The organism is Serratia sp. K1WW1 (assembly GCF_055790865.1).
The window spans coordinates 2,040,773-2,054,561 of the sequence record NZ_CM147697.1; the positions used below are offsets into that span (position 1 = coordinate 2,040,773).

The following is a 13,789-nucleotide window of genomic DNA, read 5'->3' on the forward strand; positions in this document are numbered from 1 at the left end:
ATTTGGATGTATAGACGGCTAAAGAAACTCTTTTGTAACATGAATTGCCATTTTTGCAACAGGCAAAATGGCATAACGTAGATAAAAAGCGGGGTCAGAACCCTAAGCGATCGCGCAGGGCGTAGTAGGCGGCACCTAGGGCGGTAAATGGCACCTGTAAATGGCGGCCACCGAAGAACGGCAAATGGGGGAGTTGAGCGAAAGCATCAAAGCGTTCCGCGTCGCCGCGTAGCACTTCGGCAATCAGTTTGCCTGCCAGATGCGTCAAGGTCACGCCGTGGCCGCTGTCGCCTTGCAGGTAGTAAACGTTATTTTCCAGGCGGCCAAACTGCGGCATGCGCGACAGGGTCAGCAGGAAATTGCCGGTCCAGCGGTAATTGATGCGTACCTTCTTCAACTGCGGGAAGGTTTTGAGCATCAAGGGCCGGATCCTGGCCTCGATATCCGCAGGATCCTGTGCGCCATAGACCACGCCACCGCCGTATAACAAACGGTTATCTGCCGTAAGGCGGAAGTAATCCAGCAGATAGTTGCAGTCTTCAACGCAGTAGTTATCCGGCAGCAGGGAAAGAGCCATATCCGCAGATAAAGGTTCGGTGGTGATGATTTGCGAGCCGCAGGGCATGCTCAAGCGGCTGAGGCGCGGTTCTAGCTTCTCCCCCAAATAGGCGTTGCCTGCCAGGATCACCAAGCTGGCGCTGACGGAGCCAAGAGCTGTGTGTAGTGTGGCGGGCTGACCATAATCGATATGGGTGACCGCCGATTGTTCAAACAGCCGCCCGCCGTGGCGGCGCACCGCTTCGGCTTCACCCAACGCCAGATTTAACGGATGCAAATGGCCACCTTGGCGATCCAGCAGCCCGCCGACATAGCGTTCGCTGGCAACGGTGCGGCGCATGGTTTCCCCGTCCAGCAGTTCCAGTTGCTGGTGGCCATAACGCTGCCAATGCGCCATTTTTTCCGTTAGCGCGTTAAATTGTTTGGTGGTTAAGGCGGCTGAAACCGCTCCGGGGCGATAGTCACAGGCGATGGCGTAGCGATCGATACGCTGGCGAATGATCTCCGCCCCTTCAAACATCATGCTGCCGAGCATTGCCGCGGTCTGCTGGCCGTAGCGAGCCTCAATCACATCGATATCGCGGCTGTAGGAGTTCACCACCTGCCCACCGTTGCGCCCACTGGCTCCCCAACCGATGCGGGCGGCTTCCAGCACTACCACGTCGTAACCGGCCTCGGTCAGATGCAGGGCGCTGGAGAGGCCGCTAAAACCGCCACCGACGATGCAGACATCGCAGCGGATAGCCTCGTTCAACTGGGGATAAGGAGCGTGGGGGTTGGCGCTGGCGGCATAATAGCTGGCAACATGTTCCATCATCACTCCTCCGGCGGATCTTGTCAGAAGGTGGTTGGGGTATGCGCGCTGACGATCTTGCAAACGCGCGTTGAGGTATTGCTGAAGCTGTGGGGCATGCCGGTGTTGATGGCATAGCTTTGGCCCGCGGTCAGCAGATAGGTCTGGCCGTTGACCGTCAGCATGATCTCCCCTTCCAGCAGCGTGCCGATCTCTTCGCCCTGATGCTTGATCTTCTCGCCGGTGGTGGTGCCCGGTTGATAGGTCTCCAGCATCATGGCCAGGCTGCGGGTAGGGCTGCCGTTATGCACCAGCTTCATCGAAACGCCCTGGCTGCCGATCTCGATCAGATCGTCCGGCTCGATCACCACTTTGGGTTCAACCGGCCGTTCAGGTTCAGCAAAAAACTCAGACAGCGATAGCCCATAGACCTTCAGCAGTTTCTGCAGCGTACTGATGGCAGGGCTGACTTTGTCCTGTTCAATGGTGCTGATGGCGCTGTGGGTTAATCCGGACAGTTCGGCGACCCTGCGCTGTGACAAACCCAAGTGCTGACGGATCTGCGACAGGCGCTTACCTGGTGCCAAGCTGACTTCGCTCATAGCGGTAGTTCCTTCTGATAGGAGCGACAGGTTGGGATCACACCCGGAGCCGGGTACCTGTCTGAGTGATATCGAAACCACATGATATCGGTAGTTGGGCGGCCGTTGTAAAATATATTGCCCATGTTTCCCCCTGGTCTGGCGGAAGAAATTCTGTACCAACAAAGCGCAAACAACGCCTTTTCGGTCAATATTTTATCAATTTAGCAGCCCCTGGCGAATAATCAAACGCCATTGTAACATTTGCAAACCATTTATGTTAAAGCTATGTTTCATATTATGGGTGTTATTTTGAGCGCCAGCCTGTGGCGCACTCTACAGAGAAATCAGACCATGTGTTAAGTCAATCGGCAAGCGGATGCGAAGGCATTCCCAAGAGCACAACGGCAGGTGATGTATGCAAACCAATAGCGCAGTAGTAGAAGATTTTGCACAGCATAATGAAGAAAGGCGAAGTAGCGCGTTCCAAAGTGAGGTTGCTCACTATTTGGAACGCCATCCTGCCACGCAGTATATCGATATCCTTCTCACCGATCTCAATGGTTCCTTCCGCGGTAAACGCATTCCCGTCTCCGGGCTGAAAAAAGTTGAAAAAGGCTGCTATTTCCCCGCCTCGGTGTTCGCTATGGACATTTTGGGCAACGTGGTGGAAGAGGCCGGGTTGGGGCAGGAACTGGGCGAGCCGGATCGGATCTGCATGCCCGTGCCCGGTACGCTGACGCCGTCGGCGGCGGATCCGCAACATATCGGTCAGGTGCTGCTGACCATGCTGGATGAAGATGGTACTCCCTTTGACGTTGAACCCCGCAATGTACTGAACCGAATATGGCAGGCGTTGCGCCAGCGCGGACTGTTCCCGGTGGTAGCGGTAGAGCTGGAGTTTTATCTCATCGATCGACAGCGAGACTCGGCAGGTTATCTGCAGCCGCCGTGCGCACCAGGCACCCAGGAGCGCAACGTACAGAGCCAGGTCTATTCGCTGGATAACCTTAACCATTTTGCTGGGGTGCTCAACGACATCGACACGCTGGCACAGATGCAAGGGCTACCGGCGGATGGGGCGGTGGCTGAAGCTTCCCCCGGCCAGTTCGAGGTGAACCTGAATCACACCGATAACGTGCTGCAAGCCTGCGATCATGCGCTGGCGCTGAAACGGCTGGTGCGTCAGGTGGCCGAACATCACCATATGCATGCCACCTTTATGGCTAAACCCTATGAGGATTACGCGGGAAGTGGCATGCACGTCCATCTCAGCGTGGTAGACAGTGCGGGGAAAAACCTGTTTGCCGAAGCGGATGGTGAAGACTCGGCGCTGCTTAAGCGGACATTAGCCGGGATGATTGCCTTGATGCCTGCATCGATGGCGGTGCTGGCACCCAACGTCAATGCGTTCCGCCGTTTCCAGCCGGGGATGTATGTGCCGGTCCAGGCGTCCTGGGGGCATAACAACCGTACCGTGGCGTTGCGTATTCCCTGTGGCGATGCGCAGAACCACCGCGTGGAGTACCGCGTTGCCGGTGCCGATGCCAACCCTTATCTGGTGGTGGCGACGATCCTGGCGGGGATGTTGTACGGGCTGGACACCGAATTACCACTGCCTGAGCCAGTGACCGGCAACGGTTTGGAACAGGAGGGGCTACCGTTCCCGATCCGCCAAAGCGATGCCCTGTACGAATTCGAGCATCAGCACGAACTGACGCACTACCTCGGCGAACGCTTTTCACAGGTTTATCACGCCTGCAAAATGGGTGAACTGATGCAGTTTGAACGGTTGGTGACGGAAACCGAGATCGACTGGATGCTGAAAAATGCCTGATATCAGGTACCCTGATGGCAATGCAGGGCCTTTTTCCTGATATTAAGCAAAAGAATTTGTATTAGAAGGTTTCAGGATCTTGTCTTTCTGCGATCTTATGGCAAAATACGCGAAATGCAGATAGCCGACGTTTTAACGCGTCGGTTATTTTTTTTTGCATTATGTTCTACCAACGTGCGTTTCATACATCAAGCGAGGCCGGACATCGAGCCGGATAGATAAATAGGTTCGTCGCGATCAACCAAAACTTTATGGTCGTGACTCATGAGGATAAGAAAGATGGGGCAATTTTTCACCTTGGCACCGGTGCCCGCCGGTTTCCGTTGCGGTCGCAGCGATTATGGAGCAACAGAGGCTTTTGTGCCTAGTTATCCAGCTTCCCTCATCCCCCTTTTAGAATTCAGTCGCACGTTGCGAAGTTTCCCCGCAACCTTGAGTCTTGGCGTGTCTACTATCCGCAAGACTGAAGGTAAGGGGGGGCTACGCGATGTCCGATAACATCATCACCGCCGCACCAGCTGCCGGCCAACGCGCCCAACTGCGTAAAACACTGACTTTAGTCCCGGTCGTCATGATGGGTCTGGCCTATTTGCAGCCAATGACCATCTTTGACACCTTCGGCATCGTCTCCGGCCTGACCGACGGTCACGTCGCGACCGCGTACGCCTTTGCTCTGCTGGCGATCCTGTTTACCGCCCTGAGCTACGGCAAATTGGTGAAGAAATTCCCTTCCGCCGGTTCTGCCTATACCTATGCCCAGAAAGCCATCAGCCCGCACGTCGGCTTTATGGTAGGTTGGTCATCACTGCTGGACTATCTGTTCATGCCGATGATCAACATCCTGTTGGCAAAAATTTACCTGGAAGCCATTTTCCCGGGTGTACCTTCGTGGATCTTCGTTGCGGCCCTGGTTGCCTTGATGACGGCATTCAACCTGCGTGGCATCAAGCTGGTGGCCAACCTGAACTCCATTATCGTGGTGGTCCAGGTGGCGATCATGATCGTGTTCCTGGGCCTGGTGATTAACGGTATCTCCCACGGTGAAGGTGCAGGTACGCTGGTGAGCAGCCGTCCGTTCTGGTCTGACAACGCGCACGTGGTGCCGATGATCACCGGTGCGACCATTCTGTGCTTCTCGTTCCTCGGCTTTGACGGCATCAGCTCGTTATCCGAAGAAACCAAAGATGCAGAAAACGTGATCCCGAAAGCCATCTTCCTGACGGCCTTGATCGGCGGCGTGATCTTTATCGTGGTATCGTACTTCGTGCAGCTGTACTTCCCGGATATCTCGCGCTTCAAAGATCCTGATGCATCACAGCCGGAAATCATGCTTTATGTGGCTGGCAAGTTCTTCCAGTCGGTGATCCTGGTGTTCTCGTGCGTAACCGTATTGGCTTCCGGTATGGCATCTCACGCGGGTGTTTCCCGCCTGATGTACGTCATGGGCCGTGATGGCGTATTCCCGGAGCGTTTCTTCGGGTATGTGCATCCAAAATGGCGTACTCCGGCGCTGAACGTGCTGCTGGTCGGTGCGATTGCGCTGTCTGCCGTTTCGTTCGATCTGGTTACGGCTACGGCACTGATCAACTTTGGCGCACTGATCGCGTTCACCTTCGTTAACCTGTCGGTGATCTCGCAGTTCTACATTCGCGAGAAGCGTAATCGCACGCTGAAAGATACCTTCAACTACCTGATCCTGCCGGTGATGGGGGCGTTAACCGTCGGTGCATTGTGGGTCAACCTGGAAGTCAGTTCGATGACGCTGGGTCTGGTCTGGGCGGCGATTGGCCTGCTGTATCTGACGTTTGTCACCCGCAGCTTCAGTCTGCCGGTGCCACAGGCAAGCGAAGACGTGGCTTAATCATCTCGTCTGCCTCGCGATAGCAAAAAGGGTTCCACATGTTGGAACCCTTTTTATTACTAACAAATCTTATCCGACTCGCCGTGTATGGGCGCCGCATGCTGCGCCCGTTAATCAATGGAAAAGCACAGGACTACCCCACCAACTGTTTACCGTAATCAAACAGCGCCTTCAGCAACGCCATCTTCTCTTTATCCCCTTCGTGCAGGTTGTACAGCGACTCCAGCTGCAAGATATAGCTTTGCACCCGCTCGGCACTGAGCACCTCCTGGCGGTGCTGCAACCAGCGGCGCTGCTCTGCGTCGTCCAGCGTATTGGGGTAGTTACGGGCCCGGAAGCGGAACAGCAGCTCTTTCATCCGGCCATCGCTGAAGGTCAAATCCAGCGCGGGTAGATTCTGCGGTTTGGTTTGCTGAATGATCCTCATCGCCGCTTTGTCGGCATCGCTGAAGAAACCGTCGTACAGTTTGGCATCCACATCATCGTTCGAGGTGAAAGGAGCGGCTTCGGCAAATATGGCCACCACTTTTTCACGGATCTCCGGGTGCTGGCGCAGCACCTTCAGATTATCCAGACACGCCTGACGATCGATGCCTAGCCTGTCTGCGTTTTCTGGCAGCAGCGTCTTGGCCGGAGCCAGCACCGGGCATTTATTGATATGCACCAGTTTGATCGGCACCGGGGCCTGATCGGCCGCCAATTGATCGCGGCGGGTGTAGAGGCGTTCACGCAGCTCGTCGGCATTCAGTTCCAGCAGCGGGGTAATATCCCCTGCCAGATCGCACATAATCACCGCATTTTTATTGTCCGGGTGCCAGGCCAGTGGTGAAACCCAACTGGTGTTACCCCGTGCCGCGCCAAACATGCCGGAAACGTGCATTAACGGCGTCATTTCCGCGACGTCGATCAGCGCATTGAGTTTGTGCTTGTTGCGGTGCTGCAACAGGTAGTCAAACAGCCTTGGCTGCGCCTGTTTGACCAGCTTGGCCATGGCGATGGTGGCATGCACATCGGACATCGCATCGTGAGCGTGTTCGTGTTCAACGCCGTTGGCACGCGTCAGATGTTCCAGACGGAAGCTGGGAAAGCCATCTTCGTTTTCTGGCCAGATGATGCCTTCCGGGCGCAGGGCGTAGCAGGCCCGCATCACATCCAGCAGATCCCAGCGGGAATTGCCGTTTTGCCAGCTGTAGGCGTAAGGATCGTAGAAGCTGCGGTAAAAGATGTTGCGGCTGACTTCATCGTCAAAGCGGATATTGTTGTAACCCAGAATGCAGGTGCCAGGGACGCTGAACGCTTCATGAATACGGCGGGCAAACTCGGCCTCGTTAACGCCTTTGGCCAGCGCATGCTGAGGCGTGATGCCGGTGATCATCACCGCTTCGGGGTCGGGCAGGTAGTCATCGGCTGGCGCACAGTAAAACACCTGCGGTTCTTCGATAATGTTGAAATCCATATCGGTACGCACCCCGGCAAACTGCGCCGGGCGGTCCATTGACGGGCTTTTGCCGAAGGTTTCGTAGTCGTGGATGTAGAATGTGGCCGGTGCCTTGCTGCTCAAAGTCGCATCTCTTGTTGGCGTAGGGAATAGCCCTATTGTAACGGCGCGATCACCGATGCCAAGTATTGGTTAATGCTTAACGTTAAATTGAGTGGCGCTGCGCAGTGCGATAGAAGTTCAACCGTTGCTGAAAGTAGCCGCGTAGATGCGTGGGGACGTGCGTTTCGGCGCTTTCCCACTCGGCGGCGTAGCCGTAGCGTTCGCTATAAATAATTCTTAGTGCCAGCAAATCGGTTTGGATCTTTTCACGTTCTTGCTGGGGTAGGCCATCCAGTGGTCGTGGCATGTCTTTCTCCCTATTCGATAGCGCATAATATGTGGCTAAAGGGAGTTTGTCGCTACCTCATTCAGGGCAGAGCATTCACAGCGCCTGTGCCAGAGTGGGGTGGTGCTTTACTGGCTTGATGCTCATCGCTTGTTCTTGCTGGCCATGATCGTGCTGATGATCCAGAGATTTAGCATAGGTATACAGACCGCTAATCAGAGCCAGCCAGAATAGTGTGCAAACGGTTAATACAGCCAGCCAGACCTTTTGGTTGTAGCTCATGATAGCTCCTAAAAAGCGTATGGGAATAATCTCATCAATTAAATCAGAGATAACATAAATGTTAATTAAACAAACGGAACAAAAGAGGCACCGAGCTGTTACTAATTGCCTGTCAGTGTTTCAGGATATTCCTTAAGAGAATATTAAGAAGAGTAGTTACGTAATCAGTTAATTTCTATTTACTTCTGGTTTATAAATATAGGCATACACTCCACCTCATTCAATGAAAATGTAGGTGTGTAAGATGAAAACGTTACTGTTGACTGGGGCGACTGGCTTTCTTGGTGGTGCGGTGCTTGAAAAGTTACTAAAAGAAAATCAAAAGGTTAACTATCTATTGCTGGTGCGTGCGGAAACCGAAGAGCAGGGCTTGAACCGTATTTTCTCTAATATGGAAAAGTTCAATATAGATAAAAGTCTTTTGAATAAGCTCACGGCAGAGAATATTTTACTGGGTGACTTAAGCGAACCTGAATACTTTTTGTCTGACGCCCGTATTAACAAGGTAACCCATGTCGTTAACTGTGCTGCGGTGGCGTCATTTGGTAATAACCCGCTTATTTGGAAGGTTAACGTTGAAGGCACTCTGGCATTTGCACAGCGAATGGCTCAGGTGGTTGGATTAAAACGTTTTCTGCATGTGGGCACGGCAATGTCTTGCGCACCTCAGGTGGGTTCGTTGGTGGCAGAAAGCGCCGAGTTTGAGGAAACCGCCGAACACTTGGTGGAATATACCCGCTCCAAATCGACCATCGAGCAACTGATGCGGCAAACTTGCCCACAGCTGCCGCTGGTGATCGCCCGGCCCTCGATCGTGGTGGGGCATACGCAGTTGGGTTGCAAACCCTCCAGCAGTATTTTCTGGGTGTTCAGTATGGCGTTGATGCTGCGTAAGTTTATGTGTTCGCTGCAAGATAGTATCGATGTGATCCCGGTGGACTATTGCGCCGATGCATTAGTGATGCTGCTTAACCGCGAGAGCTTGGATAACGATGTTTACCATATCTCAGCGGGGGAGGAGAGCAGCGTCAGTTTTGCAGATATCGATTATGCCATCGCCGCCGCATTAGAGGAGCCACCGGTGGGCGATCGCTATGCGCAGGTCAGCTACGAAGCCCTGTTGCAAATGCGCAAACAGTTGAAGGATATCTTCGGGCCGTGCAATGAGCGCCTGATGTTGAAAGCGATGCGCCTGTACGGCTCCTTTGCCATGCTGAACGTGCGCTTTAGCAACGAAAAAATCCTCAAGCTGGGCATGCCTAAGCCGCCGCGCTTTACCGATTATATTGGCCGCTGCGTGCAATCGACCCGTGGGTTGTCGATACCGCAGCAAATGGCGGTGGATTTTAAATAGAGGCTGAATGGTTGGTTAATTTTAAACCGTCCAACTTCTTGGGTTCAGTTCAATGCTGCGCCCGCTTCCAGGATCTTACCAGGAGGAGGAGGACCAGAATACCCGACCCAGCACCACCAGTTGGTCTTTACGCTGTGGATAGCTGAGCAGTTCATCCTGGTACTCTTCACGATTCAGAGAGCGGATGACCACGCCACCGTCGGGCTGCTCAATCAGGATCTTGACCCGTAACAGATTGCCGTGGCGGATAGCATAGGTTTTCCCTTCGCGGATGCGGGTATCGACGGTATTGATACCCACCACATCGCCATCCTGCAATCGGGGTTCCATGCTGGAGCCGGAGATGCGGATAATGCGTGCCGCGTTCACCGGCACCCCCATCTTGTGCAGATAGTAGCGGCGGAAGATCAGCGAGAACTCTTCACTATCGACAATTTCGTAGCAGCCGTCACCGGCGGAGAAATCGATATCCAGCAATGGGATCTCCACAAACTCTTCCTTGTCCTGCTCGGTATCTTCCCATACCACCGGTTTGAGCCGTGCCGGTTGGAAATCCGATTCGGCCGCCACGTTGGCAAACGGCTGTTCCAGCGCCTTCTCATGGAATACATCGAACCAGCCTTTGGGCAAGCCTAGTTTGGCCTCAATGCGTCTGGCGAGGTTGTCGCCCAGGTTGCGGGAGGATTTTTCACCGGTGATCTGGCTCAGCGTTGGCGCAGAAGAACCTACCAGTAGAGCGAACTCATTCTGGTTAGTGCCTTGCCGGGCGAAACGTGCCATCAGATCGCGCAGGTTGTTGCGCCTGATTTCTTTGGTTTCCATGCGCCGATGATCTCACTCTTTAGCAAAAAGGTAAATCCTTCGCCGCTAAAATCTTTAGCGCCGACCTAAACCTATTCCTAACCAGAAAACATCTTTCAACAGCTAGTGTTGTACGTTAGCCGCATTGTTCCACTAGTATAAAGGTTTTACAGCAGGGTTGGCGGGTACAAGCGTGCGTCTGGATAGAAAAATCTCTTCTTTTGAAAATCTGATCTACCGTAATTACCGCATCGTCCACGGGGTACGGATCGGGTTGGCTTTTATCCTGACCTTTCTGCTGATCCGTCTGCTGGCGGTGCCGGAGGGTACCTGGCCGTTGATCACGCTGATCGTCGTGATGGGGCCGATCTCTTTTTGGGGAAACGTGCTGCCACGGGCGCTGGAGCGTATTGCCGGTACGGTGTTTGGTGCGGCCTCTGGCCTGATTGCGCTCTATCTGGAGCTGTATTCTCTGCCGGTGATGCTGGCCTGGTGTGGGGTGGTGATGTTTGCCTGTGGTTATCTGACGCTGGGTAAACGACCCTATATGGCGTTGCTGGTGGGCATTACGCTGGCGGTGGTCATCGGTGCCGGGGCTGGCGATATATCTATCGCACTGTGGCGCAGTGGCGATGTGATTTTTGGTTCGTTGCTGGCGCTGCTGTTTACCAGCATCTACCCGCAGCGGGCTTATGTGTTGTGGCGAATGAAAATGGCGGATTGCTTGGAGACGTTAGGGCAGATCTACGGCGCTTACCTTTCACCCAACATGATTGAGCGGCCCCGGCTGGAGCCCCGGCTCAAAAACTTGCTGGGCGATGTGGTGAAGCTACGCGCACTGATCGCCCCCGCCAGCAAAGAGACTCATATCGCCAAACCGGTCTTTGAAGCGGTACAGACCCTGAGCCGTAATCTGGTTTGCACGTTGGAGCTGTTAGCCGATGCTTATTGGGCCTCGCGTGAAACCCACTTTATCATGCTCAATGCCAAAACCCTGCGTAGTTCACAGTTGCTGACGCAGCGCGCGATCGATTCGCTGGCGAATATTATGCGGGATGGTGAGCCTCTGCATGCGCAGGTCATTGCCGGGGAACTGGGCGATATCTCCGCAGAGCTGAAAGCCTTAATGCAAGAGGCCAGTGCCGCACAACTCAGCGAAGCACCTATCTATGGCTATGTCTGGTTGAGCATGGAACTGGCACAGCAGTTGGAAGAGTTGGGCGATCTGCTCAAGGTCTGTACAGCCAATGCTCAGGAATAGTGGATCAGATCATGAAGCAGGCGCATCAGGATAGGGTCAATGCGCTAAAGTGGGTAAGATAGGGCAATGACAGTTGTGTCTGACGGCCACAACCCTGTATCTTGGTGTCATTGTGGCCGTAAGCAAATGAATCTGTGTATTACTAAAGCAAGGGTATGAAGATGGATAATGCAAATAAGCCGAGTTTCCAGGACGTTCTGGAGTTTGTGCGTATGTTCCGCCGTAAAAACAAGCTACAGCGTGAAATTGTCGACAACGAAAAGAAAATTCGTGACAACCAGAAGCGTGTGCTGCTGCTCGACAACCTGAGCGAGTACATCAAGCCGGGCATGAGCATTGAAGACATTCAGGGCATCATCGCCAACATGCGCGGTGACTATGAAGACCGCGTTGATGATTACATCATCAAAAATGCCGATCTGTCGAAAGAACGCCGCGATCTGTCCAAAAAGCTGAAAGCAATGGGCGAAGTGAAGTAATTCGCGTCAAGCAGGGCTGGGATCTCACGGCCCTGCATCTTTTCAGGGGCGCTGCGCCCTGAACGACCTTAAAGAATAACGATAAGTTACCGTGCTATAGCAAATCTGCTTAAAGCCGCTACGCTAATGTTATAAATAGACTTTGGCCAATCGCTTTCAAGTTGTCGCTTGAAGGACGACGGGTATAAATTTCTTCGCCAGTAGAGGCTGTCATCGATGGCAGAACCGCAACTCAGCACCTTTCTCAACCTGGACGAGACGCTCCATCCTCCCCGTATCTTGGCATCTGGGGATTGGGTGTTGGCACATTATCGCCTGTTGGAACCCGCCGTTGGGCAACTGCAAGCCCGCTTGCCGGCCGATGTAGTGTTCGATCTCAGCCAACTGGGCAGCCTGGATACGGCAGGTGCCACCTTGCTGGTCAATCTGCTGGGTGACCAACGGATATCCGATCTCAAACAGTTAGCCCCCACGCTCCCTGTGGAACGCCGCGTGCTGCTGGAAACCGTTGGCCGTGCTTTGCAAGGATTTGAGCCACCACCGGCAGAAAAACCGCCCGGTCTGGCCATCGAACTGCTGGCCAACGTCGGCCGGTCGATGGAAAATTTCTGGCACAACCTGGTAGCCCTGCTGGGGTTTATCGGCCTGACGTTGCAAACTCTGTTTGCCAGTCTGTTGCGCCCTACGCGCTGGCGGATCACCTCGCTGGTGGCCAATCTCCAGCAAATCGGCCTGAACGCGGTGCCGATCATTATGCTGCTGACCTTCCTGGTGGGCGCAGTCATCGCTTTCCTGGGGTCAACCGTCCTGTCTACCTTCGGTGCCAGCATTTTTACCGTGCAACTGGTGGTGTTTTCCTTCCTGCGAGAGTTCGCCGTGCTGCTGACGGCCATCTTGATGGCGGGCCGTACCGCCAGCGCCTTTACCGCAGAGCTCGGGCTAATGAAGGCCAACGAGGAAATAGACGCTATTCAGGCGATGGGGCTGAACCCGGTTGAACTGCTGGTGTTGCCACGCGTGTTGGCGCTGCTCCTGGCGTTGCCGATGCTGACCTTCATCGGCATGATTAGCGGCATCTTTGGCGGCATGGTCGTCTGCGCCCTGACGCTGGATATCTCACCAACCATGTTTTTAACCATCACGCAGAGCAGCGGCGGTTTTCAGAACTTCCTGGTGGGGATGAGCAAGGCGCCGGTATTTGCCTTCCTGATCGCGATTATCGGCTGTCTGGAAGGGTTTAAAGTCAGCGGTAGCGCCGAGTCGGTAGGGGCACATACCACCGCCAGCGTCGTGCACTCAATCTTTGTGGTGATCCTGCTGGATGCGGTCGCCGCACTGTTCTTCATGGAGATGGGCGTGTGAGCCAGACGACCCCGGAAGCCATTATTCGCATCCGTAAATTGCGAAACTGTTTTGGCACCCAATGCGTGCATGTAGACCTCGATCTGGACGTGCGCCGAGGAGAAATCCTGGGCGTGGTCGGCGGTTCGGGCACCGGCAAATCCGTGCTGTTGCGCAGCATCGTTGGCCTGCGCCGTCCCACCGCTGGCCAGATCCACGTTTTTGGCGAGGATCTGATGGCGCTCTCTGGTACGCGCCGCTCCGTGCTGGAAAGGCGATTTGGCGTGCTGTTTCAGAGAGGGGCATTGTTCAGTTCGCTGACGGTGACGGAAAACGTGGCGCTGCCGCTGATTGAATACGCAGGCTTACCGCGCCGTGATGCCGAGCAGTTGGCACAGGTTAAGCTGGCGTTAGCGGGGCTGCCTGCCAGTGCCGGTAACAAGTATCCGGCCTCGCTTTCTGGTGGCATGGTCAAACGTGCCGCGTTGGCCCGATCGCTGGCGTTGGATCCGGAAATCGTATTTCTGGATGAGCCAACGGCCGGGCTGGATCCCATCGGTGCCGCCGCCTTTGACAGCCTGATCCGCACGTTGCGCGATGCCTTGGGGTTAACGGTGTTTCTGGTCACCCACGATCTTGATACGCTTTATACAATCTGTGACCGGGTCGCGGTACTTTCGCAGAAGAAGGTGCTGGTGGTGGATACGCTGGAGGCGGTGGCCGCCACTGACGATGCCTGGATCCAAGAGTATTTCCACGGCCCGCGTGGGCGGGCGGCACAGCAGGCCGTAACGAATATCCCAGAGAGGCAATAA

13 protein-coding genes are annotated in these 13,789 nt (G+C 54.5%); 7 read left to right on the forward strand and 6 right to left on the reverse strand.

Annotated features, from left to right (window positions below):
• Positions 1 to 94: 94 nt before the first annotated feature.
• Together ACX9GU_RS09270 and puuR are read right to left on the reverse strand one after the other, a co-directional pair.
• Entirely contained in the window at positions 95 to 1,375 is a 1,281-nt protein-coding gene (locus tag ACX9GU_RS09270) for an NAD(P)/FAD-dependent oxidoreductase (RefSeq protein WP_473194543.1), read from the reverse strand.
• A 20-nt stretch (positions 1,376 to 1,395) separates the two neighbouring features.
• A complete protein-coding gene (gene puuR, locus ACX9GU_RS09275; RefSeq protein ID WP_325982661.1) occupies positions 1,396 to 1,953 on the reverse strand; it encodes an HTH-type transcriptional regulator PuuR in 558 nt (185 codons plus the stop codon).
• Between the two features lie 397 nt (positions 1,954 to 2,350).
• Between puuR and ACX9GU_RS09280 the strand changes: the two genes are divergently transcribed.
• Both ACX9GU_RS09280 and ACX9GU_RS09285 read left to right on the forward strand, forming a co-directional pair.
• On the forward strand, positions 2,351 to 3,769 hold the full coding sequence (locus ACX9GU_RS09280) for a glutamine synthetase family protein (protein ID WP_174334879.1): 1,419 nt from the start codon (positions 2,351 to 2,353) through the stop codon (positions 3,767 to 3,769).
• Positions 3,770 to 4,256: 487 nt separating this feature from the next.
• Positions 4,257 to 5,630 carry an APC family permease gene (locus ACX9GU_RS09285; protein WP_024484982.1) on the forward strand — a complete coding sequence of 458 codons (1,374 nt, stop codon included), beginning with the start codon at positions 4,257 to 4,259 and terminating at the stop codon, positions 5,628 to 5,630.
• 133 nt (positions 5,631 to 5,763) lie between these two features.
• On the opposite strand, the gene sbcB is transcribed toward ACX9GU_RS09285, so the two are convergent.
• From sbcB to ACX9GU_RS09300, 3 genes are all read right to left on the reverse strand, one after another.
• Positions 5,764 to 7,191: an exodeoxyribonuclease I gene (gene sbcB, locus ACX9GU_RS09290; protein WP_473194544.1), complete on the reverse strand. Its 1,428-nt coding sequence runs from the start codon at positions 7,189 to 7,191 to the stop codon at positions 5,764 to 5,766.
• Between the two features lie 82 nt (positions 7,192 to 7,273).
• Positions 7,274 to 7,477: a DNA polymerase III subunit theta gene (locus ACX9GU_RS09295; RefSeq protein ID WP_021805841.1), complete on the reverse strand. Its 204-nt coding sequence runs from the start codon at positions 7,475 to 7,477 to the stop codon at positions 7,274 to 7,276.
• A gap of 75 nt (positions 7,478 to 7,552) precedes the next feature.
• On the reverse strand, positions 7,553 to 7,738 hold the full coding sequence (locus tag ACX9GU_RS09300; protein WP_021805840.1) for a hypothetical protein: 186 nt from the start codon (positions 7,736 to 7,738) through the stop codon (positions 7,553 to 7,555).
• Between the two features lie 244 nt (positions 7,739 to 7,982).
• Between ACX9GU_RS09300 and ACX9GU_RS09305 the strand changes: the two genes are divergently transcribed.
• Complete coding sequence (locus ACX9GU_RS09305) at positions 7,983 to 9,092, forward strand: SDR family oxidoreductase (RefSeq protein WP_473194545.1); 1,110 nt, start codon at positions 7,983 to 7,985, stop codon at positions 9,090 to 9,092.
• A gap of 75 nt (positions 9,093 to 9,167) precedes the next feature.
• Here the strand turns inward: ACX9GU_RS09305 and ACX9GU_RS09310 are convergent, their stop codons facing one another.
• On the reverse strand, positions 9,168 to 9,914 hold the full coding sequence (locus ACX9GU_RS09310) for a S24 family peptidase (RefSeq protein ID WP_473194546.1): 747 nt from the start codon (positions 9,912 to 9,914) through the stop codon (positions 9,168 to 9,170).
• A gap of 172 nt (positions 9,915 to 10,086) precedes the next feature.
• Here ACX9GU_RS09310 and ACX9GU_RS09315 point away from each other — a divergent pair, with 172 nt between their 5' ends.
• The 4 genes from ACX9GU_RS09315 to ACX9GU_RS09330 all read left to right on the forward strand — a co-directional run bounded on the left by ACX9GU_RS09315 (position 10,087) and on the right by ACX9GU_RS09330 (position 13,789).
• On the forward strand, positions 10,087 to 11,154 hold the full coding sequence (locus ACX9GU_RS09315; protein ID WP_473194547.1) for an FUSC family protein: 1,068 nt from the start codon (positions 10,087 to 10,089) through the stop codon (positions 11,152 to 11,154).
• A 161-nt stretch (positions 11,155 to 11,315) separates the two neighbouring features.
• A complete protein-coding gene (tmaR, locus tag ACX9GU_RS09320) occupies positions 11,316 to 11,633 on the forward strand; it encodes a PTS system regulator TmaR (RefSeq protein ID WP_024528076.1) in 318 nt (105 codons plus the stop codon).
• A gap of 216 nt (positions 11,634 to 11,849) precedes the next feature.
• On the forward strand, positions 11,850 to 12,995 hold the full coding sequence (locus ACX9GU_RS09325; RefSeq protein WP_473194548.1) for an MlaE family ABC transporter permease: 1,146 nt from the start codon (positions 11,850 to 11,852) through the stop codon (positions 12,993 to 12,995).
• Complete coding sequence (locus ACX9GU_RS09330; protein ID WP_166732954.1) at positions 12,992 to 13,789, forward strand: ABC transporter ATP-binding protein; 798 nt, start codon at positions 12,992 to 12,994, stop codon at positions 13,787 to 13,789. Before ACX9GU_RS09325 ends, ACX9GU_RS09330 begins: the two co-directional genes overlap by 4 nt.

Coding starts and splice junctions, on each gene's coding strand:
- ACX9GU_RS09270 (WP_473194543.1), bottom strand. CDS start 1,375: ATGATGGAACATGTTGCCAGCTATTATGCCGCCAGCGCCAACCCCCAC.
- puuR (WP_325982661.1), bottom strand. CDS start 1,953: ATGAGCGAAGTCAGCTTGGCACCAGGTAAGCGCCTGTCGCAGATCCGT.
- ACX9GU_RS09280 (WP_174334879.1), top strand. CDS start 2,351: ATGCAAACCAATAGCGCAGTAGTAGAAGATTTTGCACAGCATAATGAA.
- ACX9GU_RS09285 (WP_024484982.1), top strand. CDS start 4,257: ATGTCCGATAACATCATCACCGCCGCACCAGCTGCCGGCCAACGCGCC.
- ACX9GU_RS09295 (WP_021805841.1), bottom strand. CDS start 7,477: ATGCCACGACCACTGGATGGCCTACCCCAGCAAGAACGTGAAAAGATC.
- ACX9GU_RS09300 (WP_021805840.1), bottom strand. CDS start 7,738: ATGAGCTACAACCAAAAGGTCTGGCTGGCTGTATTAACCGTTTGCACA.
- ACX9GU_RS09305 (WP_473194545.1), top strand. CDS start 7,983: ATGAAAACGTTACTGTTGACTGGGGCGACTGGCTTTCTTGGTGGTGCG.
- ACX9GU_RS09310 (WP_473194546.1), bottom strand. CDS start 9,914: ATGGAAACCAAAGAAATCAGGCGCAACAACCTGCGCGATCTGATGGCA.
- tmaR (WP_024528076.1), top strand. CDS start 11,316: ATGGATAATGCAAATAAGCCGAGTTTCCAGGACGTTCTGGAGTTTGTG.
- ACX9GU_RS09325 (WP_473194548.1), top strand. CDS start 11,850: ATGGCAGAACCGCAACTCAGCACCTTTCTCAACCTGGACGAGACGCTC.